Here is a 26,937-nt window from a genome sequence, read left to right as displayed (position 1 = left end):
CTAGGGCCCTTCGGAGCGGGCCAGCGACCGTCACCAGACGCGCCGCTCCGCCCTGAGCTGCTCCTCGGCCGCCGCGACCAGCTCGGCGGGGGCCGCCGGGGCCTCCTCCGGGTGGCGTCCGGCCCATTTCGCGGCGTACGGGCAGAGCGGTACGACGGGCACTCCCTCGCGGGCGGCCATGGCGTAGAACTCCCGCACCAACGCGCCGGCGATGCCCTTGCCCTCGTGCTCCCGCTCGACCACGGTGTGCACGGCCACCAGGGCGGCCGGAGCACCGTCGAGCGTGAAGTAGGCGATACGCCCGGTGACCCGGCCGTCGTCGTACGCCTCCAAGAGGCCGTTCGCCCGGTTGTCACGGATGTCGAACTCCGCTGTGTCGGCCATGGCGGTGCGCTCCCTCGATCGGGTCAGTGGTCGGACGGTCGCTGGAACGGGGTCGGCGTGCGGTCAGCCCACGGCGTGCGGGCTGCGCAGGGTGTCGCCTCCCGGTACCGGGGCGGCGGCGTCCGAACCCAGCTCCACGATCCTGTTACCAGCATCGACGTGGACCACCCGGGGCACCAGCGAGCGCGCCTCGGCGTCGTCGACCTGGGCGTAACTGATCAGGATGACCAGATCGCCGGGGTGGACGAGATGGGCGGCGGCGCCGTTGACGCCGATGACGCCGGACCCGCGCTCGCCCTCGATGACGTAGGTCTCCAGCCGGGCACCATTGGTGATGTCGACGATGTGCACGAGTTCGCCCGGCAGCAGGTCCGCCGCCGCCATCAGCTCCGCGTCGATCGTGACGGATCCGACGTAGTGCAGATCCGCATGGGTCACGGTGGCACGGTGGATCTTGGACTTGAACATGGTACGCATCATCGAGGTACTCCCGGAACTAGGCTCCCTGCCTGCATATGTGCAGGTCAAGGGCGGTTTCTCCACCTTACAACGAGTCGCGTGTCCGGGCACCACTCCCCAGGTGTTTCAGTGGGAGCTAGCGAGGAGCCCCGGGGCTTCAGGCCCGGGGGGAATCGCTTCTTTGGACTGCGCTGACCGGTAGGTCACATCGGACGTCTCTGTTGCTGGATGTACTCCTTTTGACGACTCATGCTGACCACTTGCCGACTTCCCTGACGGTCAATCAGGAAGACTTGAGACGGCCAGCCGGCCCCAACCTCCGTCGACCAAGACGCGAGAGCCAGCCTACGCAGCCTGCTTCTCGGAGTGCGCGAGCACGAGCACCCCGTAATGTCCACGATCACCTGCACGTCGACGTTCGGAGCCGCATCACCGGCCAACTCCCATACCTGTGCACGGGCTTGAGCCCGTGTAGTGCGGATCGCAGCCAGCGCCTTCGGGCCGGCAGTAGCGAGGGCATCGATCAGGCGGGAGCCGGTGGGATCCGAGGCGACCGCACCAAACACAGCCGGACCGGCCCGCAGCATGCCCACGTCCGCAAGACAGTCCCCTCCGAGCGCGACCGCGAGCGCCACGTCCAGCTGGATCTTGCCCGGATCATGCACCACCCGCGGGCTTGTGCCACGGTGTCAGGGGCCGTCGATATCGTCCGTACCAGACCGGAATTGCGGACCGTCTCCACCAGCAGGAACCCACCCGCTTGCGAGACCACCGTGCGGCCACCGCGCCCGACGCGGACACGAGGGTACGAACCGATACGCATCCTCACCTGGGAAGTGCCTCCGACAGAGGCAGGAACAAGGGCCTCGAGAATCCTCATTCTTGCTGATCAGAGGCACTTTCCGTGTACCCGACCACCCATCGGACACCACGCTCCACGAAAACGCGAGGCTAGTGCCGAGACGTAATCGGCCCCAGGCCGGGGGCTCACGCGACTCCGGCGGAGTCAGGTTCCACTGCTGGAGTAGTGCCGCATCTGACTGCGCCACAAAAGGTAAGCAAGGCTTAGAAGGACCGGCCCCATCAGGGGGGCTGCGTAGGCGAGGATCGGGCTGACAGGGAGCCCGTCGGTTCCGTTCAGCAACACCGATGCCGGCAGGTAGGCAACGAAGGCCATCGGAATGACAAAAGTGAGGGCAAACTGGGCCGCTTTCGGAAAGATGGTCAATGGATAGCCACCAAAATTATTGAAGATGTTGTCGATAAGTATCCGCAGAGATTGGGTCGATAGAGCACGGAAGGACACCGCGGCGGCGGCCAGCAGCAGTGCACCCTCGACCATCGCGCCCCCCACCAAGGCGGACACCAGATACAGCGCGAACAATAGCGACCAGTCCAGCTGAAGACGTGATGCCGCCGCGCACAGAATCACCACACCAGTTAATAAATCTCCCACTTGGGCCAAGTGGACTCGGCGAGTGAACAGCTGCGTCAGCGAGCCGGCTGGTCGGATCAGATAGCGGTCGAACTCACCAGTGCGCAGGATCTTGTCGATCCCGAACAGTTGACCGCAGGGCAGTAGCCACAGCGCGTGTGCGACGAGTCTCATCCCATAGAGGAATGCGATGTCGGCCATGGACCAACCACCGATCGCACCGAAGCGCTCGACGATCAGCCACACGAAGGCCAGTCCGACCCCCTGAAAGGCGACCCCCCCGGCGACCGTAATCAACAGGTCCCCGCGGTATTGGAGTTGGGAGCGAAATGCGGCACTCATCAGCAGGAGATATGCGCGCCACCAGGGGACAGGTCCTCCGGCTGAGGCTCGGACACTTGTGGTCAAGGCGGAAGTCTGCTCATCAATGACAGCCACGCTCAGCCTCCTTGAACGACGACGCGCCGCAAAGCACGAGACCAGACGATGCGCAACGCAATCCACAAAATGACCACCCAGAGGACCTGGACACCTATTGCAGCGGCCATCTCCCCCGCGCCACCAGCCTGCCCCAAGTAGAGGGAGATCGGTGTAAATGTGGTCGCGTGAAAGGGCAAGAACCTAACGCTTTCGGCCAGCCAGTCAGGCATGAACCACAGCGGCACCAAGGCTCCTGAGAGGAGTTGGGACACCATGCGGAAGATTAAGTAGATGCCCCCGATTTCTATCACCCAGAAGGCGCCCATGACGACAATCACGGACAGGAGGGTGTTCACCAAGTAAGCGAGTGCCAGGCTCACGGCGTAGACGCAAGCCACGCCAGTGGACTCGGGCGACTGCATACCGCCGACCAGCACAGCGAACGGCAGCGCGCAGACCGCAAACGGAGCCATGGCGAGTGTGGTGCCGAACTGGGCGAAGAGGGCCTGTGCCGTGAACCGCACGGGCCGGACCAGGTCAACGATCACGCTTCCCTCGCGGATGCGGTCGGGGATGAGGGACGACATCGCTGGATTGAATAACCAGTACTGGACCCCGGCGAGGGTGGCGTAAGCGATCTGCGTCGCCAGGGTGATGGAGCGACCACCCTCGCCGGCCACCGCGCCGGACGAAGGGAAGACCGCCGTCCAGACCATCTTGAGCAGGTAGATCTGAAGCAGCAGGCCGCCCAGGCCGAAGAGGAAGTCGCTGCGGTACACGAGTTGTGCGCGCGCCTGCATGCGAGCGATTCCAGCGTAAGCGGCCCACCTCTGGCGTTGCGTCAAGGGTGGCACACAGGCTCCCGGGCCGAGTAGATCTGGTGAACTACGCCCTCCAGGGCGGGCTCTACGATCGACAGGTCGGCTACCTGATATCGGGCCAGTACCGCGCTGATGAGCTCGGAGACCGCAGTGTGCGCGCCGTCGAAGCGCAGGGCGACAGTTCCGGATACGCCGCCTGTTGCATCCGTCTCGACTTCACAAACCACCCCTGGCAGGGAGACCCCTTGCCACAGCTGCCCGTCCGTGAGCCGCACCACCAGCCGCCGATGCGGCGCGTAGCGGGACTTGAGGTTCTCGACATCGCCGTCGTAGAGGACCTTGCCGCCGTCGATCAGCACGATGCGTCGGCACATCCGCTCCACATCGTCCAGGTCGTGAGTAGTCAAGATCGCGGTCGTGCCTTCGTCACGATTGAGGGTGCCGATGAACTCCCGCATACGTTCCTTGGCAACGACGTCCAAGCCGATTGTCGGTTCATCGAGGTAGAGGATTCGTGGCTCGGGCAACATGGCGGCGGCCAGGTCGCCACGCATCCGTTGGCCGAGGGACAGCTGCCGCACGGGGGTATCCAGGAACGGGGCGAGGTCCAGTAGTTCGGTGAAGCGCGCGGTATTCGCCCGGTGACGGCTACTTTCGACGCCGTAGAGCTTTCCGATGATTTCCAAGGAGTCCCGCAGGGGCAGATCCCACCAGAGCTGACTGCGCTGCCCAAAAACCACGCCGATACTGCGCGCGTTGCGCTCCCGTTCCTGCCATGGCACGACGCCTGCGACCTTCACTCGCCCCGCCGTAGGGTGCAGGACACCCGTAAGGATCTTGATGGTGGTGGACTTGCCCGCTCCGTTGGGCCCCAGGTAGCCGACCACCTCACCTTCGCCCACGGTGAAGTTGACGTCATCAACAGCCAGCTTGCTCGTGTACTCCCGAGTGAATAATGTCCGAATTCCCCCGAAAGGGCCGGAGATTTTCTTCGGCTTCCTGAACTCTTTAACAAGCCCGGACACTTCGATGAGCGACATAGCTTCAAGATGTTGCCATCAGTTCGATCTCCCATCAAGAGGAGATTTCGAGTGTGGGGTTAGGTTGTTTCCTTCGGATCCTCTGATCGTTGGTTGATGTGTGTCGTTGACTGACACCCAATGGGCGAGGATCGAGCCGTGGCTGCCGGACCGGACACCTCGGCGGGGTGGGCGGTGGCGTGATCACCGGCAGGTGATCGACGCGATCGCGTTCAAGTACCGCACCGGAGCGCCGAGGACGGACCTTCCCGGGCGCTTCGGTTCGCGGAAGGGCGCCCACAACCGCCTGGGGAAATGGGCCGCTGACGGCACCTGCGAGAAGGTCTTCACCGCCCTCCTCGCCCAGGCCGACACCGAAGGCGACCTCGACTGGGTCGTCGCGGTCGACTCCACCGTTGTCCGAGCCCACCAGCACGTCGCCGGGGGCCCGTCAGAAGGGGCCCCCGGCCAGCGAGCCGGATGACCATGCTCGCGGACGCTCCCGCGGCGGACTGACCACGAAGATCCACCTCGCTGCGGACAGTCATTGCCGACCGCTGGCGTTCGTCATCACGCCCGGTCAGGCAGGCGACGCACCCGCGTTAGGACGCGGCCGATCGGAGGAGTGGGCCACTCGATGGGCGGACCGCCCTCTGTGCCATGTGCCTGTCACGGTGTCGGCGCTGGACGTTGACTGGGAGCACCGGGCCGCTCGGGACCTTGCTGCCAGAACACCAGTCCCCCATGCGGTAGTTACTCATGTGCAGATCATCAACAGCGTCCGTAAAGTGGTCCAGAGCCACTTTCCGAAGGTCACCAGCACTGGGTAGAGAGCTCGTTGGGGCAGTAGCCGAAGGGGCCGTTGAATGAAGACACGCAAGCTCGGCAACACCGAGATCAAGGTCAGTGAGATCGGCGTCGGTACCCATCAGTTTGGCGCGGCGGACTGGGGTGGCCCAAAGGAGGAAGAGTGCGCCGCGATCATCGACGAGGCGCTCCGGCTGGGCGCCACGTTCATCGACACCGCGCCGGACTATGCCGGTGGCCGTAGCGAAGAGATCCTGGGCGTCGCGCTCCAGGGACGCCGGGATCAGGCGGTGCTGTGTACGAAGTTCAGCGTGGGGCCCGATCAGATCGAGCAGTCGGTCGAGGCAAGCCTACGACGCCTCCGCACGGACTATCTGGATGTGTTACTCATCCACAGCCCTCCGGCCGATGTCACTGACGGCACCTCTGCGCCGCACTATCGGGTACTGCAACGGCTTAAGGACACTGGCGTCATCCGTGCGTACGGCGTGTCGGGACGCGCAGACACCGCGGCCGAAATCCGCATGATCGCCGAAACTACCGGCAGTCAGGCGATCGAGATACGATTCAACGCTCTCTACCAGGACCCCGCCGCCGCCTTCGAGCAAGCGGCCGAATCTGGCGTTGGCCTGATCGTCAAAGTGCCGTTGGAATCCGGTTGGCTGTCCGGGAAATACACCGCGACATCGGTCTTCGACGAAGCGCGCAGCCGGTGGTCGGCAGACGACATCGCCCACCGTGCGAAGTTGGTCGAGGAATTCCAGGAGCTGCTTCCAACAGGCGTTAGAACTGTACACGCCGCATTGAGTCATATCCTTGCGCAGCCACAGGTGTCGACGGTGGTGCCGGGCACGAAGTCACTGGCGCAGTTGCGTGAGAACATCGCGGCGGTGGATGTCGTTTTGCCCGCCGAGACGCTAGCCGCGATTCGTAATCTCCAAAATATCCACATAGACAATCGCCTGTCCTGGTAAAGAAACCCTCGACGCATTGAGGTCTATAGCTGCTGTGCGGACAGGGTCGTTGCCAGGATGACTCTGTTACACAATTCCGGGCAGTGTCTCTGGCACTCTGGCTGTAACGAGTCGTGTCAATTGCGGAGTTGAGCATGTCATTGCAGATGGCGACTCTCCGGAGATCCCGACAGAGACGGTGCGGGTGGCGTGAGCGGTGTTCCCGTAGACGATGGGGATTGCGGGAACGACTGGCGGAGGTGCTCGCCAACGAGCAGTACGCCGGGGAGCATGGGCTGCGTGGGCGGCCGGGACCGGTGATCGACAACTCGGCGATCTTCGCCAGCGGAATGCTCTGCGCGGACAGCAGCACCATCTCGGCCCGCCGCCAGGTGATCACCGCGTCCGGAGCCCCTCCGGACGATTCGCAGCGCCGACTGCCCTCGTCATCGTCGAGAGAAGCGCGTACACATACACGCCCTTCTCACGAGGACAGCATGGTTTGTCCGTGCCGTCCGGACCGAGGTCCTGTTTCCAAGACCGTGTCCTCTGTAGTGAGTCGGAGGAGTCGTTTGCAGCAGCGGATGGCTGCGGCGAGGCCGAGACGGGCCAGGTAGTTGCGGGGGTGGCGTTCGTAGCGGTGGTTGAGGCGGCGGTATCCGTTCAGCCAGGACATGGTCCGCTGGATGACCCATCTGCGGCGTCCGAGCCGTTCTGACGATTCGATGTCTTTGCGGGCACATCCTTACGGCCCCGGGCCCCCTTCAGCACGGCCACCGCGTGCAGCCTCAACGCCTTCTGCGTCAACGCCGACAAGTGCTCCGTATCCCACACCATTTCACCCACACACAACTCAACGACCCAGAATCACAAGCGTTTCGAAATCAACACCTGCCACGCTTTTTCACCCGGAAAGCGCCTCCAACGAGGCGGGATCAGCGACGTCAGCAATCCGCTTCATCGCATCAAAGCTCTTCTGCTGTCTTGTTTACCTATCAGGTGGCTCGCTCGGTGAAAACGCGAAGTTAAAGATCAATTGCGGACCAGGTATTAGGAATGGATACATGAAAGAGACCTCAACGGTTTACGACGTGGCCGAACGGGCTGGCGTCTCAACCGCCACGGTGTCCCGGGTGTTCAGTAACTCGGCCACCGTTCGCGCACAGACCCGCGAGCGAGTCCTCAATGCCGCGCGCGAAATGGGGTACATATCCAACAGTAACGCGCGCCGGCTCGCCAGCCGCCGCCATGGCAAAAGCTCGGCCTTCGGTGTGCTGGGGCTGTGCTTCCCGGACCACGGTGACCCGAATATGGAAGGCAATCTAATCGATGCCAAAACCGGCGAGATCGAGTTAGCGCTCTACTCCGACGAGGTTATCCGGGGCATGGTGCGGGCCTCGCGCGAGCACGGCTATGCGCTGCTGATCGCCTCCCCTCTCGCCGGTGGGCCAGAAGGCCTGGTGGCGAAGGTCGCCGGGCATGTGGACGGCTTCGCCGTGCTCGCCGGCACCGTGCCCACCGAGGACCTCAAGGTAATTTCCCGCCGCCTGCCCGTGGTCGTACTCGCTGGGCCGCGCGCCGAGACCGACCACCTTGACTATGTCCACGTGGCCATCACAGAGGGCGAGTTAGAACTAACCCGCCACCTGATCGTCGACCACGGCCACACCAGCCTCGCGTTCATCGGCGGCCCGGCCGAATTCCCCGACGGGGAGGCCCGCTTCCGCGGGTACCAGCAGGCACTGCGCGAGGCTAGCCTCCCCGTCCCCGTCCAGCCGGACCTAAGGGGAGATCTGACGAGGGCTGCGGGCCAAGCTGCCATCAGCCAGCTACTGGCGCGCGGGACTCCCCTGCCGCGAGCGTTGGTCTTCGCGAACGACGAGATGGCGATCGGCGCCTTGCAGACCCTCAATTCGACCGGTCGGCATGTCCCCCACGACGTTGCCGTCGTCGGCTTCGACGGGCTCCCACTCAGCCGGCTGGTGCAGCCGAGTCTGACCACCGTCCGGCAGCCCATCGGACGCCTGGGGCAGGAAGCGGTGGACCTCCTGACGAAGCGCCTTACCGACCGCGAGCGCAAGCCCGTCTCCGTGGTGCTCCCGGTCTCCGTTGCCCGTCGGGAGAGCTGCGGCTGTGTAGCCGGGTGAATCGCCGTAGCCGAATGACGGCGCTACCCTAGTCCGATTTACTTAACGATAGGTGTGAAATGGACAGTTTGCCCTTCTATTGGTTCACGGACACCTACCACTCGATCGAGGCCATGACCACCGAGTTCGGCCTCGCCACCGACAACATCGACGTCAGCGGCGCCGAACCGATCCTGACCGTCAACACATCGCCGACCAACATTGGCTGCGGGCTGTGGTCCACCGTCGCCGCCGCCGGCCTCGGCGTGATCACCGAGTCGCAGATGCACGAGCGCCTGAAACACACGGTCGGCGCCATCGAGCAGCTCGAGCGTCACGACGGATTCTGGCTCAACTGGTACAACGCGCACACCGGCGCCGTGCTGGAGAACTGGCCCGGCACCGGTGACCCGGTCCGCCCCTTCCTCTCCTCCGTCGACAACGCCTGGCTCGACACTGGCCTGCGCATCGCCGCCCATGCTGACCCGGCGCTGCGCCCGCGGATCGAACGGCTGCTCGCCTACTGCGACTGGTCGTTCTTCTACACGCCGTACCACGCCGACGACCAGGCCAACTTCCCCGGCCAGCTACGCGGTGGCTTCCACGTGGACGAGGGCGTCTTCACCTCGCACTGGTATGGATCCCTCAACACCGAGCCCAGAATGGCGAGTTATCTCGGCATAGCCGATGGCACCGTACCGGCCGAGCACTACTGGCACACCTTCCGCACCCTCGCCCCCGACGCCGGGCAGAAACAGGTTCCGCAGGGTGAGTGGGCCACCATCGACAACGTCGAGGTCTTCCAGGGCCACTACACCCATCGTGGCCGCAAGCTCGTCCCTACTTGGGGCGGGTCGATGTTCGAGGCTCTGATGGTGCCGCTTTTCGTGCCCGAGGCGGAGTGGTCGCCGAACTCGTGGGGCCTGAACCACCGACGATATGTGCTTAGCCACATCGAGCACGGCCTAGAGGAGGCGCAGTACGGCTACTGGGGCTTCTCACCAGCCAACGTGCCTGAGGGTGGTTACCTGGAGTACGGCGTAGACGCAATCGGCATGAACATCGACGGCTACGCCTCCAATACCGACCGCACGTACGTGATCGAAGGCGTGCCCCTGCCGCACCCGTCCGCGTACACCAACGGCGTGGTCACCCCGCATGCCTCGTTCCTCGCCCTGCCGTACGCGCGGGAGGAGGCCATCACCAACCTAAGGAACATCGCAAGTGACTTCGAAGTCTACGTTGACGGCCTCGGCTTCAAGGACTCGGTCAACGTGCAGACCGGGAAGGTCAGTGACCGAATGCTCGCCCTCGACCAGGGAATGACCATCGCGGCACTCACCCAACAACTGCGCCCAGGCCTGCTCCAGCGGCCCTTCCGTAGCGGAGGTTTCCTCTCACGGCTACGCCCACTGCTCGCCAAGGAACGCTTCACCATCTTCTAGTCTAATACGCCATAAATAGCGAGACTCAGTCTGTAGGTTGTTTCATGATGTTTCGGGGTCCTTGTGCCGTCGATGTCGTGCTGTCTGCCGAGGAGACGGCGGAGTTGGCACGTTGGACGGATGGTGCGGTGTCGGCCCGTGAGCTGGTCTCCACCCGCATCCGCAGAACGGCCGGCACGCTCGGCCTGCCCCCACCTGGCCGAAACCATCAGGGAGTACACCCGCCTGCCGACGAGGGGAAGATGGGCTGGGTCGGCGCGGTTGAACAGGTGCAGGGTGTCGTGGTCGTCGCGGGAGAAGGTGACGTGGGTGCCGTCGGTCCGCAGCTTGGCGGTGGCCAGGAATGCCTGCTCGGCATGTTTCCGGCGGGCGGCGTGGGTAGTGCATCGACATCGACGGGCTGGCCTGGCCGGCATAGCGCAACACATGGACGTGCAGGTCGAGTTCGGCAAGCCGGGGCCGTTTTCTGTGCTGGAAGCGGTGGGTGTGGCTCAGGCCGACCGGTTTACGCTTGCTGTCGGTGACCTTCACTGTCCAGCGGATGGCATAGAACCACCGCTGCAGGGCGCCGGCCGTCCCCCAGTCCATGGTGTGCATCGAAGTCGGGAAGGGGCGTTCATCGCGGATCGCCCGGCGCAGGATGTTCGCGAACTGGTTGGTGCCCAGCACCGCGGAGCGGGTCCCGTCCATCGCCTGCCAGCGCTACATCCAGGCCAGTTCGAACCGAAGTGGGTCGGGCGGTCCACGCAGGGTCGATCCGGCGGTCGCCGTTCTCGGTGATCCTGTCCCAGTCGTCGACGTCGTCGCCGATGACCACGCGCGTCCAAGGCTCGGGCAGATCGACCCACAGGCGCCAGAACGGATCGCCGATCCGCAGCCCCAGGGCCTCGCCCAGGCGCATCCCGCTCTCCGCCAGCAGCGCGAACTGCAACCAGTCGCGCAGGTTCCCCGTCCACTCGCCGACCGAGGCATGTCACGGTCGCCCGATGCCCGAAGGCAGCATGGACGCGCTGTACGCTCCGCACTACCCAAAACAACCAACAGGACCGCTGATTGATCGGCTAGACCATCACGCGGGACACGACTATTTCGGACGGCGCATCGGGATCTACGAGTGCAAGGAGCGGCGAAGCGGGAGATTATATACACGCACTAGATATGGCGAGATAAACCATATGAACAGGAAGGGAAGCCCAAATGGCATGGCCGCCGAATTTATCACATAGATCAAGACGCCAATGCACACGCTTAGCATAGGGCCAGCCCACATCCACCTCCACGGATTCGGCATTCGACCGTGGGAGATGGGCACTTTCGCATCCGGAAGCCACTCCAATGCCTTACGACCTGTAATCAGACGGAAGTTGGCCCGAACCCACGCGTCGGCTGTCATAATCGCTTGATCGGCCATCAAGGTGAGCCATGTCAACTGGGCAAGCACCTTCCATCCCACGTTGCCAAACATGCTGCGAAGAAAATCGCATAATTTGACTTCATTACGGTTGGGCGCCCGTAGATGACTGAGAGTCATACTTATCGGAACAAATCCTGCTGATTTGGCAAAATAGCATCCAAAGAGCACGCACATCGCGCCGCCTTGAAGCTCAACGGGAAGAGACAGCCACGCCAATATGATCAGACAACTGCCCACGAGTTGATAGATGGCACGGGAATAGGCGACGAGAAGTAGCCATCGAGAAAAGATTCCGATGCTTGCCCGACGCGGCCCAAAAAGCCAGGGAACCAGCTGAAAATCCCCCCGCGACCATCGGTGATTCCTACTGCGGAAGGCCAGGTAATTCCACGGGCCGGGATCGACAAGTTGAGAATCATGAACAACCGCAACTCCAGCAAGGGCACCCTCCAACGTATCGTGGCTTAAAACGCGGTTCTCTGGTATTTGTGGCTTGAGAATTGCCCATGCAGCTACTACATCTATGATCCCTTTTCCGTAAAATTGATCGTGGCCGGCAATCTTCTGCATGAGGGAAGGCGGCCTTTCAATTGCCCCCCTAGGCCCTCTGGATAGAAGTTCGAATATCGAACGAGGCGGGATCGAGACGTGAGCCGGCCGAAGAAAGGTAAATCCTGAGACGACCTTGAGGCTCTTCCTATCGATCACAGGGTGGTTAGCAGGGTGAGCCATTACCTCAATGAGTGCCATTGCTGATTCCCCACGAAACTCACCGCCAACATCCAACGTGATTGCAAACCTCGTTTTCAGCGCTATATAGCGAGCCTCGATAGCCAATTTTGTGTCGAGGTCAAATGTGGTGCTGGAATCACCCACGCAGAGCCCACAGAACTCAATTAGCTTTCCCCGCTTGCGTTCCCACCCCATCCACATACGATCAGCCGCGTTGTATTTGCGCCTACGGAAGAGAGCAGACACGCTCAGATCCGGATACTCGCCATGAAGTTCACGAATCCCTTCCTCTACCTTGGCACGGAGCTCCTGATCCCTCACTGCCACGCTCGCTGGACAATCCGCAAAGTCAATCAGCGCCATATGCGCGACAAGACGATAATGGGCGATATTGCGAATGTTGCAACGCATCGTCTCTAGAAGTAGATCTATATCCTCTCCATTTCGAATAATGACAGGGTAAAGCATTGTCGTAAAGTGTTGCTCAGAATTCAATCTCGACCTTGGAATCCGAGGCGGAGGCGCATCTTGCAGCGAAAGCTCTCCCCAAATAAGATCAGCCAAGGGGACCACTAGAGTAGTGATAACGAAGGGCACTCCTAGAATGCCGAACGCAACTGCACCCATACGTGATGGAATAACGGGTGCAACATATATGGCATAGCCACCAAGAAGGACAGCCAGACATGCTAAATTTGCCGCCACATATACATGACTACGCCTACTAAATCGCCCTACCGTCGAGTTTGATGGATGTTCTTCCGAGGGGAGATAACCCTGCACTTTTATCCATTCGAATACGACTGTCGCTCGAATCCTGAGCAGCCAAATAACCCAGCAAAAACAAGCGAACCTGAAACCCCGTCACTCACTGCTGACCAGCTGATCAACACCTCCCGCGCACCAGGGGAGCCTCACTGCTGCGCCGTGCCGCTTAATTCTGTGCGGGCTGTCTGGTCGAGTACACGCAGGGCCCAATCCTCGAAACTTACGCCTGCCCGATCAGCCGCCGACAAGCATGTTTCCATCTGTTGCTGACTTAAATTGAGCCGAACGGAGAGAATCTGCGTCGGCGAGTTCGAAACTCCGCCTTTTCGGACAGGAGCCCCTTCAGAAGACGGGCCGGAGCGCTCACTTTCGCGCTCACTCAGGCTTGCGCGGATCTGTCGCCTCAGCTGGTTCCTGGACCATCTCAAATCCTCTGCCTTCTGGAGCCAAAAGTCTTGCTCTGGTTCAGGCAGCGCTGCTACTTCCGCGTGATGACCAAAACTGAGGTTTTCGCGCCGCCGATGCAACGCGAACTTTCGGGTAACCCAGGCATAGTTCCGCAGCGTCTGATAGTCCAATGAACTATGCTCTATTGCCTCGCGGTAGCGGCCCACGTAGGAAGCCTCCCCGTAGTTAAGCCAGTCACCTAGGCACCAAGCCGACGAAGTTGCCAAGGTAGACAATTGCGCGCCTATCTCGAGCCAACTATCGAACGGCATTTTCGGAGGAAATTCGAGGCCCGCCTTTGGTACCGTGAGGCGATCCCCTCCGGATCGCTTCAAAACCCCCACTGTTAGCAATCGACGTTGCTGCACCAACGTCGATGGAGGCGAAATATCGTTCATGTGACATTCCTCCTTGGGAACTCCTGCGACACACCCAAACCTCTGCTGCCCCTCCTAAGAACCGCCAAACCAACCGGGTGACGGGATTTACGCCTTACGACGACGGTGGAATCTATGCGCTTAGCTACCTCGACACGCTTAGGAATCTAAGTGCATAGAACCTGGCTGTAAAGTCCTCGGAACGGTGCCCTCCACTCCGACGCCAGGCGCCTGCTCGCGGACGTCTACCCGTCCGCCCTATGCAGACCTGCCGCCCGCGAGCTGTCCGGCATTGCGCCGGACCGGACGGTGGCCGGACCTCTCATCAGCGCCTCCGACGGCACCTCCCGGGCCCGGGGACACCCCCCCCAGGTCATGCCTTCGACAAGGGGGCAACAGTCATACCGGGCCCGGAGGCCAGCGGCCGTCTTGCAGGACCGCGAACAACACACCGGGGCAGCCAGCTCCGGCAGGTCGAACCGGTACGTGACAAGCTCAGGCGCCCGGCTGACCGCGGCTGGCTGCACCGTACTGAGCTAACCCCGGTTTCGTGGAGTCGCAGGCCCTGCGCCGAGTTACTGCGTGGAGTCGGGACAGCCGACTTCACGCTACGAGCTCGTAACAAGATCATGACCGTGCCTTCTTGAGGCGTCTGAAGCAGATCAGGCTGCAGGCGAGGGAGACGAAGGCGTCGTGGAGTTCGGCGCGGCGTTCCCAGCGCACGGCGAGACGCTTGAACTGGCGGAGCAGGGCGAAGGTCTGCTCAACGACGTAGGAGTGAGCATCTCCAGCGCGGAGTGTCTCCGCTGCCGGCCCCAGAAGATCTCCACGTACTCGAAGAGCGCGGTGGACAGCTCTAGGCGGGTGCGCCACCGTCACCGGTCGAGCAGCACAGCAGCGCCCGGCCACCGACGGGCGCATGTGGCGCCATCAGCCGCCAGCGCCGGGCCAAATCCCGTGCGTAATAACGAAGCGCGAGGCGCACCGAGCCCCTGCCCTGCGAGCCATCGCGTGATCCGAACGATCCCATCCCAACCCCGTCTTGTCGTGCGGCGGCCAGCAACCTGCTTCTTCGGTGAGAAGCCGTTACTTCAGTGGCCGCGCGGAGCTTCGGTTCGAGTGAGTGCCCTCGTCCGGGGTTGCCTTCCGATAGGCAGGGCACAACGACAGAGCCCCCACTCAGCTCGCGGCGGCGCAGCCGTGTGAGTACGAGAAGGCCAGGAACCGCAGTGTCCTGCCACGGCGCCCGTGGAGTCCATGCGTAGTCGTCGCAGGGCTCCGGGCGGCCAAGTTCTTTAAGCCATCCAACGGCGACAAGCTCACAGCCGTACCCAGAACCCCTGGGTCCGCCGATCCTACGAATGACCAGCTCGGACCCACGTTTGGAAGGTAGGACAAACTCACGGCCGAAGCTGCTGGGTCAGTGAGTGTCAGGTCGTGTCAGCCGTAGGGCTCGGTAGAGTCCGCCTCCATCAGGTGGTTGAAGAAACGGCCGGACCACCGCCTGCTGTTCTCCTTGAGGAAGTGCTCGCTCGTGGCAGTGTAGGTGTGCATTCCCGGCGCGCGTCTCCGATAGAGGTAATTGAGGCCATGCATGCGGTAGGCCCGACCGCCGGCAGCTCGGACCGCATTGCTCAGCTCGGTGTCCTCGAACCGCGCAACCGCTCTGAACCCGCCGACACCCTCCAGTGCCGTCCGGGAAATGACGAGAGTGCCACCGGGAAGAAGCCCCTCCGGGGTCAGGGCACACGGCGCCTCGGTCCTGCCACGCCGCCTGCGCACGGTCATGTCCAGCGACTCCAGATAGACGAACTCCGCTGGGCACCCGACCAAGTCAGCGCCCGAGTAGAGCTGCGCCAGCAGCGCATCGCCGAGGTGGTCGGGTCCGTACCAGTCGTCATCGTCCATCTTGGCTATGTACGAGCCGGAAGCCCTCGATGCCGCCGAATTGAGGGCCTCGCCCAGAAGGTAGTGCGAGGGGACCGTGACCGGCACGATCCGAAGACCGGAGTTCTCCAGCGCTCTTCTCGCCACTTTTTCGGGCTGTGGCATCCCGTGGAGGGCCAGTACGACTTCCACGTCCACGCCGCGTTGACGGGCGATCTGCCGAAGGGCGAAGTCCACGAGTTCTGGGCGCTTGGTACATAGCAGCACCGAAACCGACGGCTGTAGAGGCGCGGCCTGTATGTGCCCCCGCTCGCGCAACGTCTCCAGCCAGAATCGCCTCATCCCGTAGTGGCGCAGGGCATACCGCCGCTGGCGGATGCTGTGCTCCTCGCGGGTGAGCGGGTCGCAAAGCTCCTCGTCCTTCACGCCGGCGATCAATTGTGCCAGCGTCTCGCCCAGCAGGGCAGACCAGCGATGCGAGGAAGATGCGGTCAAGGGGATCCCCGCGGCAGCACACGAGACGACGAGGCGCGCAAGGGCTGCGCCGTCGTCGGGCGACGAGGGCGGCGGCGCAAGACGTATGCCACGTAACCATCGAAGCCTGAATATGTCGGCGTCCGTGAGGGCCGACCCGGAGTGCAGGCGTAGGAGTTCATGCCCGTCCGCGGTGAGAGCGGGGCCGCACTCGATCCAGGCGAGTATGGCGATGGGGCCGTTCGCACCGGGGTCGAAGCCGATGGGATTGACCGAACGCTCGTCGAGAGGCGCATCATGGTGCCGACCTGCTTGTCTGAACAGGTCCATCGCGACCAATTCGGTCCGCTTGACGAAGGGCTCGAGCAGGTCTGGCGTCGCGAACGAACTCTTCTTCTGCACAGCTCCCGGTCCCGCAGGCGCCGCGAGCAGCGCGCCGCCGTTGAGGCGGTGACCCTCGAGCATCCGGACGATCGCCGCCACCACGGTCCCCGCGTCGACGTCCAGGTCGAAGGCGGTACGGACGCACCAGCCGCGCTCTCCCTCCCTTGACGTCGCAGCCGAACGCAGATGGAACCAGATGGTCTCGTCGCCCGGTGAGGGCAACGGGGGCTGGCGCCAATCCGGCATTTCCTCAATGACCACGTGAACGACGGGAGCAGTTGGAAGGAGATGGTCGAGTACGGTGGCCCGGCGCAGATCGGCCGAAGTGCGGGCGCGCACCGTCACCTCATCGACGCGGGCGAGTGGCGGTTGATCGAGCGGGAGGAACTCCAGATCGGCATGTTGTTCGGCCTCGCGCGGGCCGCCGACGGAGATGCCTTCGACTCCATGAAACCCGATAAAAAAGACAGATCTCTTCTTCTGAGTCATTGCCATTTCCTTGGCCTCAAAACGACCTGAACCGCACCGAAGTCGCCGAGTCCGCGCCACCATCCCGGTGCGGTTCAACCCGCCGGTGACCCCGCATGCTGGACGAAGCGGGGTCGACCATCGTGGCGAGGGGCGGCGTGAGCTCCTTACTCCAGGGCTCTGGCACCGCTTTGACGGATAATCTCGTCGACGACGTGCGCGAGGGGCGCCGTGGCATCGATGGAAATGCCGTCCTTCGGGACGTCCTCCTTCGTTCGATGCAGCCGCAGTACGAGTTCCCGTTCCTCCGGCTTTGCACCCCACTCGTCGTCCGGTCGCTCGTCAAGCCGACGGATCAATGTGTCGAGGTCGATCTCGAGAACGAACACACCATCAAGGAGGTGCGTAAACTTTGAGAAATTCCTGGAACCGCCGCAGAGCAACGTGACCGGCGTCCTTTTGTCGGCGACGATGGCCTCTACTTTCTCGACATCCCAAATGTGGCTTTCGTGCCCATGGCCTTCTGTTTCCCTGCCAGTTTCCGGATCCCCTTGATAGGCTAGCTGCCGGTCGCCGTTGATGGCATCGTATCCCCGCCTCAGCAATTCGTTGCACACCGAGGTTTTACCAGTGCAGGAAACACCTTCGATAAGGTAGTTCTTCATACCCATGGCCACATGGTACAGATTCACGTGCGCGCTTTCAAGGCGGCCAGCACCCGTCATTCACACCCGCCTACGACGTGTACGCGGTCTGCTACAGAGAAAACAATGCGGCATACTTGGCAGACGTGGCCAAACAGTTCTTCGTGCGAGCCGACATTCAATAACCGTCCTTTTTCGAGGACGAGGATGAGGTCGTCACCAACGTCGCCCGGCCTTTCCCCAGGTCCAGCCTCTTGAGGACGTCCCGCTCGGAGTCGCCCCGAAGGACCGGGAGCCTGGAACGCCGCCCACGCCGCCGTGAGCACGGCGGTCTCCGTGGCGAGGCTGCTATGGCCGTGTTCGGTCTGTGCTCACACGGTCAGGAACGCGACCAGGATCGGCACGAAACGAGCACGGACTGGATCCGGCTCGAGCGGTTCGGTAATCGTCCTCCCAGATCGGCCGCATATGGGTCATGCCGTGGTTCTGAGCGGTGCCGGAGATCCGGTCGTCGATCCCGAAGACACGGATCTCCTTGGCCTCGGACGGGGCGAACGCGGGCAGGACGAGCAACGGCACGAGCCACCCGGACCAGGACAGATGCCTCAACCCGAGAGTCGACAGGTCACGGGCGGACGAGACGCTGATCGCCAAGGTAGAGCACGTCCACAGCCGTCTCAGCGAGGAACCCTGCCGCTTCTTCGGGCGTGTCGACCATGGGACTACCGGCCACATTCATCGACGTGTTCAGGAGCATCGGTGCCTCGCCGCGCTCCTCGAGAGCCGTAAGGACCGCATGGAGAAGAGGGTGCTGGTCAGGTGCGACCGTCTGTACCCGACTCGTCCCGTCCACGTGCACGATGGCCGGGGCCCGATCCATGGTCTCCGCCTTCGCGACGTACGCATACGTCATGTACGGAGAATCGAAGCTGCCGTCGAAGAAGCGCTTCAGGTCCTCGGCCCGGATCACGGGCGCGATCGGCCGATAGGACTCGCGGCGTTTGATCTGCTCACTCACCCGTATCCGCACCTCATCACTGCGCGGAACAGCCAAGATCGACCTGTTGCCCAGCGCTCTGGGTCCCGACTCCGAGGCGCCGGTGTAGAGCGCTATGACGGAACCCGCAGCCAGGTCATCGGCCATCGAGGTGACAGACGCCTTGGTCGCCGCGACTCCGTGGTGGCGACCAAGGTAGGGGCTGGAGGTCACCGTATCGGGATAGCGATTCCATACGGCACCCAATGATTGGCCGGCGTCGGACGGCATGGCGGGGATGAAGATGTCGCTGTACAGACCGCTATTTGCCAAACGACCGTTCGCCACGACGTTCATCGCACAGCCGCCGACCACGGCTAGACGGGACGAGAGAGGACGGAAGCGGGCCGCGATCTCCAGCAGTTCTTCCTCCCATTCCTTCTGAACGGTGGCCGCGAAGTGGCACCGCGGCTCATCAGGCGTTCGAGAGTAGACGTCACTGAGACCGTAACGCCGGCGGAGATGCTCGACACCTTCAGGGAACGCGTCGTTGAATTCGTCCAAATCAGCTCGTATCCGCGCGGCCAGTGCGGGATCGTGGCGACCGAACGCCGACAGCCCCAGCATCTTGCCGGTGTCGGAGGAGTGAGCGGCCATGAAATCGGGCTGCACCGTCATCTGCGTGGCGGTGCCGTACACCCGTCCGGTCAGGAAGGTCTTCTCGAGAATGGCGACCCGGTCAACCCTTCCATGATCCACCAGGTACATCGAGGTGGCTCCGTCCTCCGACCAGCCATCGGCGCACAGCACCAGGCAATGATCGAATCCGGACGGCAGGGCGGTGCCGATGTGGTTGGCATGGTGACCGGTGATCACCGGAGTGAACTCCCGACGGCCAATACGCATCGGACGGGTCAGATCGTACTTGGCGCTCCACTTGGCGACGAGCACCTCGTCGACGGCGTCCTCGTCGGCGCCGAGATAGCGAAGAGCAGCCCAGACCACTTCGTCCATCTGCTCCGCAGTGGCAGTGACATGCTTCGTCCCGAGTACGCGCTCGGCCTCGAGGTGAAGCAGCGTGCGAGTCTTGGTAGCGACGGTCACGTTCGAGTCGTGATCGCCGAAGAATACCGATACGATGAGCCGATCGCCCCGATATGTCATAGCGAAATCCTCATCACTCGATCCAAAATGGCTGGTTGAACGTCAAAACCGATCATTCTTTATAGCGCCCGCCTGATGCGTCTCCCGAGATCTCTACCACCTCCGCCGAGTGGGCCAGCGGAAGCGGAAAAGCGTACCCCTGAGCCACAATGTCCGAGACAAGACTCTCCGACAGGCGACAAACATCCGTGGGGGGACACATCGCGACCTCAATGGGCTCGGCCGGTCGCGCGTCGACATGAAAACTCTGACGGCCGCGATGTGGATCATCTATGCACAAGACGTTGTCGGAGTAGCTCACCCACGGAGCGAGGGTGTAGTCGGCGTGCTTGTCGAAGGAGATCTGTTCCTTCATGCCGTAGATCTCGAAGAACCCCTGCGCAATCGGATCCCCGTAGCTTGTATAAATCTTTCGGGTGCCACCGAAAAGGGACCTCCTCTCATCGATCTCATGTTGGATCGATGACTTCTTCAGCGGAGCGGAGTCGCCCGTGGGCCGATCGAGTATTTCATAGGAACGCCGAGCTACACCCCTCGCCGAGAACTCTGCACGTGCCCGACTGAGGATAGCGGCGTCCACGGTTGCCTCCCCCATCCTGTGCGTTGCCATCTGGATAGCGTAAGCCAGCGAGACGGGATTGACGACCGGACCCATGGTCGAGCGGTGAACAGGCACCAGTGCCAATTGTTGAGGAAACCATTCCTGGAAACCGAGGTGGCCACCCCATGCGGTCGTAACTACTTGATGGCCATTGACCAGCGACGCCAGTACGGATGAACCGAAATTCTCGTCCGAATGCAGCGTTGGCGACACAAGGATGTGTGGCTCCGAGTGCACATTGTCGAACAACCAGTCTCGCGGCTTGAGCCCGTGCCACGTCACCGTTCGGCCCAGTCCCAACAGCTCGGACAGACCCTGCAGGTACGTCGCATAGTTCGGGTACTTGAGGTCCATATTCGGACTGCCGAGGTTGTCCTCGCCTCCGTACACGTCCAGGGCGACGCTCGGCTCGCGCCCAGAAGCCGCCAATATCCACAGGGCGAACAGAAGAGTGTGCAGGTTCTTCTGCTCGGATACGCGTCCTACGTAGGCCAGCCGAGGCGTGTCGAGCCGCGCATGGTGATCGCTGTCGCTTACTTTGAACTGGTCCACGAGCGGGATCGGAATCACGCGGACTTGCGCATTCGGGAACGAGCAGCGGGTCGCCTCTGCTTCCGCCTCACAAGACACGACAAACGTGTCCCTCTCGGTAAGGACATCCGTAAGATCACCGAAGGCGTGAAACCCTTCCGTGGAGTCGCCGAAGACATAGACGACCATGGGCGCTGTCACGTGCAACTGGCGTCGCAGGAAAAGCGCCGTTCTCGCGATCCACGGCGTGACCGTGGTCATGACGATGCCCTTGAGTCGGGAAGCCGAGGCTTGAAGACCAAGATCAGCTTCTCGCGGTAAGGGGCCACATATGATGCGAACGTTCTGGCCTTCGGAACGGCCGATGTCGGTCCAGACCCGCTCGATGGCGGGAATAACTTCCTGCAGGCTCAACCACCAGCTCTTTTCGCGGGTGGTCAGTACCAGGACATCGTCGTTACCGGACAAGTATTCTTCCTCGCATTCGATATCGGTACCGTCGCCGCGAGCTGCTCATCGGGTGAGTCGGTCAGCCCGGCCCAGGCGAGCCGGGCAAGAGCCGACTTCACGGACGCATCGAGGATTTCGAGCGCTTGGTCGACCTCGCCGGTGGTGACGGACAGCGGCGGCAGGAGCTTCACGACCTTGCCCTGCGGGCCGCAGGTCTCGACGAGAAGGCCCCTTTCGAACACATCCGCGCTGATTTGGCCGGCCATCTCGCCGCCGACGGTGCGCAACCCCTGGGCGAGGCCGCGGCCAGTGCCCGCAGCCACTGGCCGCGGGCGACGTTGTCCCCCGCCTTCGCCCTGGACTCCACGATGACTGCAGCCGTTCCGGCGAGACCGCCCGGGCAGGCCGCCAGCGCCCCTTCAAGGTCCGCGACATCAGAGATACCGTCGTCGTAGGGCAGTTCCTTCGTGTGCGACAGTAAAATCACCACCGGCCACATTCTGCTGTAGCTGCGCATCTTCGACTCGCGCGGTGCGAGAACACTCGCGAGAGAATCCGTCATTCGCATACCGCAGGTCTTCTCAGAATCCGCCCATCGACCAGAGCAGCGCGGATGCCGCGGCAGATTCCTTGTAATGCGCCTGTCTCCGCACGAGCGAGGTCACGCTCGCCCCGTCCAGGACATCGGACGTCACTTCCTGACCCCGAACCGCAGGCAGATCGTGCATGAATACTGCCTCGGTTGATCCACTGAAACGCTTCACGGTTTCCGTGGTGACGGAAAACGGCGCATACCGGGAGAGCCAGTCACGGTCCTGCTGGGTCTCGCTCATTGAATTCCAGCGTGCGGTGTAGACGGCGTCGACAGGATTCGCCGAGGCCGGCACTTCATCGTGTTGACGGACCACACCTTCGCCACTCACGGCATTCAGCGATTTGATCTCCTCTGCTGAGAAGCCCAGGCCGACCGGACTGTACACATCGAGGCTCGCGAAGGGCAACTTGCAGACAAGTAGCGCCAGAGCACGAGCGGTGTTGTTCACCCCACCCAGATATGCGAGGCGAAGATTCTCAATATCACCGAAGTGCTCGCGCAACGCACATAAATCTGCGATCGCCTGCGTGGGGTGCTCCTCATAGGTCAACGCATTTATTGTCGCCGGAACGTGGGCAGCCAGCTCAGCAAGTTCACGTTGTGGACCATTAGTGCGGGCAACAACGACGTCGAGATAGTTCGCCAGCATCAGGCCGGTATCGCTCCACGTCTCACCGGTGGAGAGCTGGAGGTCAGCCGGGCCAAGGTGCAGCACATCGCAGCCGAGAGTCAGTGCGGCGCACCAGAACGAGATCCTGGTCCTGGTCGACGGCGCAGTGAACACCATGCCCACTCGCGTTCTGTCCAATGCTCCAGTAAATTCCTGCGGCGCCTGACCGAATCGATACGCGATGTCGCCGATTTCCGAGATGTCTTCCGCGCTGAGCTCCCTCAGGCTCAGCAACGGCCTTCGGTTCGAATCTCCAGCAACCATGGAAATCTCCTCAAGATACAGACCGTTTTTCCTGATCAATCCAGATAGCTCTCGGGCCCGCCGTCTCGCACTATGTCCAACGTCACGCAGTGGAACCCGCCACCGAGCACGCGTGAATGACGCAGTCTGCGCGGCACGACTGTGATGCCCTTAGCCTCCAGAAGGCGTATCAGGTCAGGCTGGTTACCATCGACTACGGCCATGTGCGGACTAATCATCAGGAGGTTCATCCCCACCCACGGCGTACTCAACGTACGAGAAAGGACGGGAGCAACAGGCTCGTTTATGGGCGGGCACCAGATCACGTCCCAGCCACGCAGCACTTCCGGCAGGGTGTCCGGCCGGACTCGCTCGGGATTGAGTAGAACGAGGCCGGGGCGCAGGAAGCAGATCGTGCTGTCTATGTGAGTCCCCTGGTAGAGGCCGCGCAAGGGGTGCACGCGGATGTCGCCGATCAGCTGCAAGGTCGACTGCAGCCAACGCAGTCCCAACTCGTTGCCGCTGCGGGACACCTGATAGAAGACGTCACGTCCGAGTCGCAGAACGTTGGCTGCCTCGAAGGCCGGCTCAGCCTCGCCCAGCGCAGGACCGCCCGCCGCGTCCTCAAGGTAGAGCTCATCCCGCAACTGGGGCCTGGGCGCGCTCAGCCAGGCAGCACCGCGCTCCAGATAGTCCTGGAACAAGTCCCTCATATTCGACAGCTCGAAGTAGCGGGCACGCGAGGGGCTGGGCGTCTCGATGACGGTTGAACCGATGACCAAGGCGACGTCACGCGGGCAGTACGAGTGACGGCCTTGGCTGCGCCAACCCAGTCCGCCGAATTCCTGTTGATGGTCGACCGCCGGGGGCTGATGAACGACGACGCCCAGGTCGCGGAGGGTCGTCACCAAGTCGGCCAAGTCCTCATTGGTCTCCTCGATCACCCGCTGCGGAAAGCATCCTCCGACCTGTTCACGTTCGGAGCGGGAGAGTTCGGGATAATCGTTCAGCCACGCGGAGACGTCGGTCTGCATCGGGATCCGTGCACCGGTAGCATCGCCGACGATGACCTCCCGAAGCGGGCTGAACTCGTCCCAGGAGTTCACCGCCTTTGTTCGATACTCCGGCAGGCGCGGCAGCACGGGCTCCGCGCCGGCGTCCGCCGTCAACCGCACTTCGGGCTGAGTCGTCATCAGATGTACTCCTATCGTCTGCGCGTCCCGGGCGAGCAACCTCATCATCGGAACGTCGGCAACGAGCTTCCTCTGCTCTAGCGACGGTTGATCAATGCTCTTGCCATGTGATCCGGCTAGTCCGGTATGCGCTGGCCCCAGCGGCGAAACGACAGGGCCGATCCGCACACCATGACGCGCATCAGCCATCGGTCGGTACCGTCGAAACGCGCATCAAAAGGTGTGCGCGCGTGCACAACCCGCTTGTTATCGAAGATCAACAGGTCACCTCTTTCCATCACATGTGAGACAGCGACCTTTGCCAAACAAGCACCAAGTTCGCGAAGCGCGTCGGCAGCCTCAAGATCGTCGTCATCGATGGGCGCGATATGATGCGTGTCGTAAGCGATCTCCGGTGCCGACTCCGACCCCGAGAGTATGGCGATTCGACGCATCTGTACCTTGCCGGGCAGGACATGCGCCGGGTCCGGGCGCACGTGGAACCGCGGCTCCCGAAGCGTCTCTATGGCATCAGCCGAAAGTGGAACGTCCTTCGCCTGGGCGTACATTGATGCCCCTGAGGGATCGCCTCTGAGACAGAGCAGGCCAGCGTAGTCACACCGATCATCGCGAAAGCTGTCCTCGCAATGCCAATCGAGCATTCCGGTGCTGCTCTGGCTGGTCTGAGTAAATTCCATGCTCGGCACCGGGACCAGGTTCTGCACGAGCCGACCGCCGTAGAGCGTAGAATAGTTGAAAGGCTCTCCGAACATGACCATCACGCTGGCGAGCAGCAGCGCGGCCCGCTGCGCCGGGCCAGCGTGTGGCTCCGACGGGGAGCTGGCGGTGGCGGGAAATGCCACGCTTTCCGGGAGCATCCCGCGCAGGAGCAGTACGTCCCCACCTGGCGCGTAACGTCGGTATTCAGTGATGCGCCGGCGCAAGCCGGCGGGCAACAACGGTGTGGTAGCGAGCGCCAGATCGACGAACTCTTCCGGCGTCAACGACTCGAGATCCTGATCGGCTACCAATCGGCCGATCGCGGCCCACACTTCCTCAGCTTCGTGCTGTTGCAGCGCAGTTTCGGTTGTAGGCAGCTTCGTCATCGGATTCACTTCGGATCCTTTCGTACAAGCAGCTTTGACCTACGCGTGGCTAAGCAATCTAAGCCCGAGATCCATCGGCCATCAAGGTGTACAACATCGATGACTCAGGTATTGCCACAACAGAGCATCAGGTGGCTCGAGCAGCGAGGGGGTCACTCCTGAGCTCGATCTGCAATTCGGTCCAAGCCCATTCACACGCCAGCCTTCGCCACCTGAAAGGCTCACCCCCTCAAAATCTGCATTTCCTCACGCCCACCGGCCACCCGGCAAACTTTGCCGGTCACACGTCCGAACGGGTCGGACCGGGCAGGGCGGCTGCGACGAGCTCAAAATCATTTTCCATGGTGACAGTCTTCAACCACAACTGTGGTGGAGGTCAAGGTCACGGGACTCAATATCGATCTCCCGTACCGTGCTGCCAGCCCGCAGGCAAGCATCAGGCTGGCACTGCCCGGGGTCTACCGCCCGAGCGGATGCTCGCTCCGGATGCGGGCGCGTTCGCATCATTGAGCGGCCAGGACGTCCGGGTGTCGCGCGTTCTGATTGCGCCAGCGCAGCTACCCAACTTGAATCCGTGATGTCGGGGTCTGCCGCGTGGTGCTGGGGGCCCGGCTCGCGGTTCCCCACGACACGGGAACACAAGGATGATCTCCGCGTGATTCGAGACCTGCCGCCGTTGCCGTTGCCCCAGTACGCCGTAGTCCGTATCGGCTGCTCACCAGAGCTGCCCACTGAGATTGCCGCCAAGCTGCGGCAGATCGGCGTCCCGGCGGGGGGCTGATCGGCCATGAGTACCACCCGCCCGCCGAGACGGCAGCCCTCAGCGGGATGGACAAGAGCGAGTTGATCGTCTTCAAGACCAGCAGCCTGTTCGGACACATCGCCATCGAAAGGCTGCGCGCCGCATCGTGCACATCCCCATAACCGAGTCTTCGACCACCCATCACATGAACAGGAACCTCGAATCCGTCCACCGGTGCGCCGCGGCCACCATCGCCCACTCCCCCTCCTACGAAGAAGGCGAGGAGGACAGATGCGACGAGGCGGCGGGCGACCCCCCGCGACCTCCTGGCCACCCTCGAAGACACCCCACTCACACATAACGGGCTATAGGAGACCCTGTGTGACGACGTCGCGACGGGCGACTACGCGAACTGCGAGGACTGAAGCACGTCAGCCCTCCAGCATCAGACCCGTGACCGTCAGGCAGCCGTCGGCCAGCTCCGGTCGGCACCGGATCCCTCTGAGGCGACGCTTCACGGCTCGGGTAATCCAGGACCATCCGTGCCGCCGAAGCCGCCGCCTCGTACCCTCCACCGTGTACGAGACGTGGAACAGGCAGCCGATCATCGTCTTCACCCGGGCCAGCGTCCACCGCTGATCGGCCCACCCATGCGCCAGCGGCCCGCGCTCCAACTCCCCCTCCAGTCCAGTTATCTGTGTGTCCGACAGTAGCGGCTCGGCCGGGAGATCCCTTCGATGCCACCCCCACCAGACCGTCCTCGTGCCACTGGCGCCGACCAGCGTTCCACCGACCGCTCCGATCAAGTTCAGTAGCGGTGCAACTTCCGCGTCTGGACGGTGGGGTTGCGGTGAATCGGGTTGGCGAGAGTGAACTGCCGCAGCGGCCTGAAGTGTGCCTCCATCGGGTTCACCCAGGACGCGTTCGTCGGGGTGAAGCACAGCTCGACCTTGATCCGGGCCGCCCAGCGGTGGAAGCGCCAGTGCTTATGCGCGGAGAGGTTGTCCAGGATCACGTACAGCTTCTCCCCCGGCCAGCGTTCTCGCAGCGTCTTGAGCAGGGCGAGGAACTCGCTGCGGATCCGGTAGGGGATCGTGCCGGTGGCCAGGTCGAGGCTCGCAGGCGGGGGGGGGGGGGGGGGGGGGGGGGGGGGGGGGGGGGGCGGGGGGGCGGGGGGGGGGGGGGGGGGGGGGGGGGGGGGGGGGGGGGGGGGGGGGGGTACG

20 protein-coding genes and 4 pseudogenes are annotated in these 26,937 nt (G+C 62.7%); 4 read left to right on the top strand and 20 right to left on the bottom strand.

Annotated features, from left to right (window positions below):
• Positions 1-30: 30 nt before the first annotated feature.
• From ACH4S7_RS33190 to ACH4S7_RS33165, 6 genes and pseudogenes are all read right to left on the bottom strand, one after another.
• Entirely contained in the window at positions 31-384 is a 354-nt protein-coding gene (locus ACH4S7_RS33190; protein WP_398525089.1) for a GNAT family N-acetyltransferase, read from the bottom strand.
• A gap of 63 nt (positions 385-447) precedes the next feature.
• Positions 448-864, bottom strand: a complete 417-nt coding sequence (gene panD / locus ACH4S7_RS33185) for an aspartate 1-decarboxylase (RefSeq protein WP_398525088.1) — start codon at positions 862-864, stop codon at positions 448-450.
• Between the two features lie 327 nt (positions 865-1,191).
• Positions 1,192-1,672, bottom strand: a pseudogene (locus ACH4S7_RS33180) (transposase); the annotation flags it as partial.
• Between the two features lie 177 nt (positions 1,673-1,849).
• Positions 1,850-2,716: an ABC transporter permease gene (locus ACH4S7_RS33175; protein WP_398525087.1), complete on the bottom strand. Its 867-nt coding sequence runs from the start codon at positions 2,714-2,716 to the stop codon at positions 1,850-1,852.
• A gap of 2 nt (positions 2,717-2,718) precedes the next feature.
• Complete coding sequence (locus tag ACH4S7_RS33170) at positions 2,719-3,498, bottom strand: ABC transporter permease (RefSeq protein WP_398525086.1); 780 nt, start codon at positions 3,496-3,498, stop codon at positions 2,719-2,721.
• Between the two features lie 41 nt (positions 3,499-3,539).
• On the bottom strand, positions 3,540-4,559 hold the full coding sequence (locus ACH4S7_RS33165; RefSeq protein WP_398525085.1) for an ATP-binding cassette domain-containing protein: 1,020 nt from the start codon (positions 4,557-4,559) through the stop codon (positions 3,540-3,542).
• A 100-nt stretch (positions 4,560-4,659) separates the two neighbouring features.
• Here ACH4S7_RS33165 and ACH4S7_RS33160 point away from each other — a divergent pair.
• Together ACH4S7_RS33160 and ACH4S7_RS33155 are read left to right on the top strand one after the other, a co-directional pair.
• Positions 4,660-5,140: pseudogene (locus ACH4S7_RS33160) on the top strand (IS5 family transposase); the annotation flags it as partial.
• A 264-nt stretch (positions 5,141-5,404) separates the two neighbouring features.
• Positions 5,405-6,319, top strand: a complete 915-nt coding sequence (locus ACH4S7_RS33155; RefSeq protein ID WP_398525084.1) for an aldo/keto reductase — start codon at positions 5,405-5,407, stop codon at positions 6,317-6,319.
• 529 nt (positions 6,320-6,848) lie between these two features.
• Here the strand turns inward: ACH4S7_RS33155 and ACH4S7_RS33150 are convergent.
• Positions 6,849-7,037, bottom strand: a pseudogene (locus ACH4S7_RS33150) (IS5/IS1182 family transposase); the annotation flags it as partial.
• A 325-nt stretch (positions 7,038-7,362) separates the two neighbouring features.
• Between ACH4S7_RS33150 and ACH4S7_RS33145 the strand changes: the two are divergent.
• Together ACH4S7_RS33145 and ACH4S7_RS33140 are read left to right on the top strand one after the other, a co-directional pair.
• On the top strand, positions 7,363-8,445 hold the full coding sequence (locus ACH4S7_RS33145) for a LacI family DNA-binding transcriptional regulator (RefSeq protein WP_398525083.1): 1,083 nt from the start codon (positions 7,363-7,365) through the stop codon (positions 8,443-8,445).
• Positions 8,446-8,504: 59 nt separating this feature from the next.
• On the top strand, positions 8,505-9,869 hold the full coding sequence (locus tag ACH4S7_RS33140; protein WP_398525082.1) for a glucoamylase family protein: 1,365 nt from the start codon (positions 8,505-8,507) through the stop codon (positions 9,867-9,869).
• 616 nt (positions 9,870-10,485) lie between these two features.
• Here ACH4S7_RS33140 and ACH4S7_RS33135 read toward each other — a convergent pair.
• From ACH4S7_RS33135 to ACH4S7_RS33075, 13 genes and pseudogenes are all read right to left on the bottom strand, one after another.
• The gene (locus tag ACH4S7_RS33135; protein ID WP_398525081.1) at positions 10,486-10,800 is read right to left on the bottom strand and encodes a hypothetical protein; all 315 of its coding nucleotides are present in this window, start codon (positions 10,798-10,800) and stop codon (positions 10,486-10,488) included.
• A gap of 177 nt (positions 10,801-10,977) precedes the next feature.
• Positions 10,978-12,579 (bottom strand): hypothetical protein, encoded by a 1,602-nt coding sequence (locus ACH4S7_RS33130; RefSeq protein WP_398525080.1) that lies wholly within the window; start codon positions 12,577-12,579, stop codon positions 10,978-10,980.
• Between the two features lie 350 nt (positions 12,580-12,929).
• Positions 12,930-13,628: an LmbU family transcriptional regulator gene (locus tag ACH4S7_RS33125; RefSeq protein WP_398525079.1), complete on the bottom strand. Its 699-nt coding sequence runs from the start codon at positions 13,626-13,628 to the stop codon at positions 12,930-12,932.
• 1,419 nt (positions 13,629-15,047) lie between these two features.
• Complete coding sequence (locus ACH4S7_RS33120; protein WP_398525078.1) at positions 15,048-16,841, bottom strand: glycosyltransferase; 1,794 nt, start codon at positions 16,839-16,841, stop codon at positions 15,048-15,050.
• Between the two features lie 146 nt (positions 16,842-16,987).
• Complete coding sequence (locus ACH4S7_RS33115) at positions 16,988-17,491, bottom strand: AAA family ATPase (protein WP_398525077.1); 504 nt, start codon at positions 17,489-17,491, stop codon at positions 16,988-16,990.
• A gap of 598 nt (positions 17,492-18,089) precedes the next feature.
• Positions 18,090-19,604 (bottom strand): carbamoyltransferase C-terminal domain-containing protein, encoded by a 1,515-nt coding sequence (locus tag ACH4S7_RS33110; RefSeq protein WP_398525076.1) that lies wholly within the window; start codon positions 19,602-19,604, stop codon positions 18,090-18,092.
• 52 nt (positions 19,605-19,656) lie between these two features.
• Positions 19,657-21,204, bottom strand: a complete 1,548-nt coding sequence (locus tag ACH4S7_RS33105) for a glycosyltransferase (RefSeq protein ID WP_398525075.1) — start codon at positions 21,202-21,204, stop codon at positions 19,657-19,659.
• Positions 21,174-21,509 carry a hypothetical protein gene (locus tag ACH4S7_RS33100; protein ID WP_398525074.1) on the bottom strand — a complete coding sequence of 112 codons (336 nt, stop codon included), beginning with the start codon at positions 21,507-21,509 and terminating at the stop codon, positions 21,174-21,176. The genes ACH4S7_RS33105 and ACH4S7_RS33100 overlap by 31 nt, the downstream gene beginning before the upstream one ends.
• A gap of 258 nt (positions 21,510-21,767) precedes the next feature.
• Positions 21,768-22,715, bottom strand: a complete 948-nt coding sequence (locus ACH4S7_RS33095) for an ornithine carbamoyltransferase (RefSeq protein ID WP_398525073.1) — start codon at positions 22,713-22,715, stop codon at positions 21,768-21,770.
• A gap of 35 nt (positions 22,716-22,750) precedes the next feature.
• On the bottom strand, positions 22,751-23,887 hold the full coding sequence (locus ACH4S7_RS33090; protein ID WP_398525072.1) for an inosamine-phosphate amidinotransferase 1: 1,137 nt from the start codon (positions 23,885-23,887) through the stop codon (positions 22,751-22,753).
• A gap of 116 nt (positions 23,888-24,003) precedes the next feature.
• A complete protein-coding gene (locus ACH4S7_RS33085) occupies positions 24,004-24,972 on the bottom strand; it encodes a TauD/TfdA family dioxygenase (protein WP_398525169.1) in 969 nt (322 codons plus the stop codon).
• Positions 24,973-26,145: 1,173 nt separating this feature from the next.
• Complete coding sequence (locus tag ACH4S7_RS33080; RefSeq protein ID WP_398525168.1) at positions 26,146-26,322, bottom strand: hypothetical protein; 177 nt, start codon at positions 26,320-26,322, stop codon at positions 26,146-26,148.
• Between the two features lie 200 nt (positions 26,323-26,522).
• Positions 26,523-26,780: pseudogene (locus ACH4S7_RS33075) on the bottom strand (transposase); the annotation flags it as partial.
• Positions 26,781-26,937 lie beyond the last annotated feature (157 nt).

The organism is Streptomyces sp. NPDC020965 (assembly GCF_044333555.1).
GTDB lineage: Bacteria > Actinomycetota > Actinomycetes > Streptomycetales > Streptomycetaceae > Streptomyces.
The sequence above is the reverse complement of the archived record's forward strand: the minus strand, read 5'-3'. Positions and strand labels throughout refer to the sequence as shown.

Coding starts and splice junctions, on each gene's coding strand:
- ACH4S7_RS33190 (WP_398525089.1), bottom strand. CDS start 384: ATGGCCGACACAGCGGAGTTCGACATCCGTGACAACCGGGCGAACGGC.
- panD (WP_398525088.1), bottom strand. CDS start 864: ATGATGCGTACCATGTTCAAGTCCAAGATCCACCGTGCCACCGTGACC.
- ACH4S7_RS33170 (WP_398525086.1), bottom strand. CDS start 3,498: ATGCAGGCGCGCGCACAACTCGTGTACCGCAGCGACTTCCTCTTCGGC.
- ACH4S7_RS33165 (WP_398525085.1), bottom strand. CDS start 4,559: ATGTCGCTCATCGAAGTGTCCGGGCTTGTTAAAGAGTTCAGGAAGCCG.
- ACH4S7_RS33155 (WP_398525084.1), top strand. CDS start 5,405: ATGAAGACACGCAAGCTCGGCAACACCGAGATCAAGGTCAGTGAGATC.
- ACH4S7_RS33145 (WP_398525083.1), top strand. CDS start 7,363: ATGAAAGAGACCTCAACGGTTTACGACGTGGCCGAACGGGCTGGCGTC.
- ACH4S7_RS33140 (WP_398525082.1), top strand. CDS start 8,505: ATGGACAGTTTGCCCTTCTATTGGTTCACGGACACCTACCACTCGATC.
- ACH4S7_RS33125 (WP_398525079.1), bottom strand. CDS start 13,628: ATGAACGATATTTCGCCTCCATCGACGTTGGTGCAGCAACGTCGATTG.
- ACH4S7_RS33120 (WP_398525078.1), bottom strand. CDS start 16,841: ATGACTCAGAAGAAGAGATCTGTCTTTTTTATCGGGTTTCATGGAGTC.
- ACH4S7_RS33115 (WP_398525077.1), bottom strand. CDS start 17,491: ATGGGTATGAAGAACTACCTTATCGAAGGTGTTTCCTGCACTGGTAAA.
- ACH4S7_RS33110 (WP_398525076.1), bottom strand. CDS start 19,604: ATGACATATCGGGGCGATCGGCTCATCGTATCGGTATTCTTCGGCGAT.
- ACH4S7_RS33095 (WP_398525073.1), bottom strand. CDS start 22,715: ATGGTTGCTGGAGATTCGAACCGAAGGCCGTTGCTGAGCCTGAGGGAG.
- ACH4S7_RS33090 (WP_398525072.1), bottom strand. CDS start 23,887: ATGACGACTCAGCCCGAAGTGCGGTTGACGGCGGACGCCGGCGCGGAG.
- ACH4S7_RS33085 (WP_398525169.1), bottom strand. CDS start 24,972: ATGACGAAGCTGCCTACAACCGAAACTGCGCTGCAACAGCACGAAGCT.
- ACH4S7_RS33080 (WP_398525168.1), bottom strand. CDS start 26,322: ATGATCGGCTGCCTGTTCCACGTCTCGTACACGGTGGAGGGTACGAGG.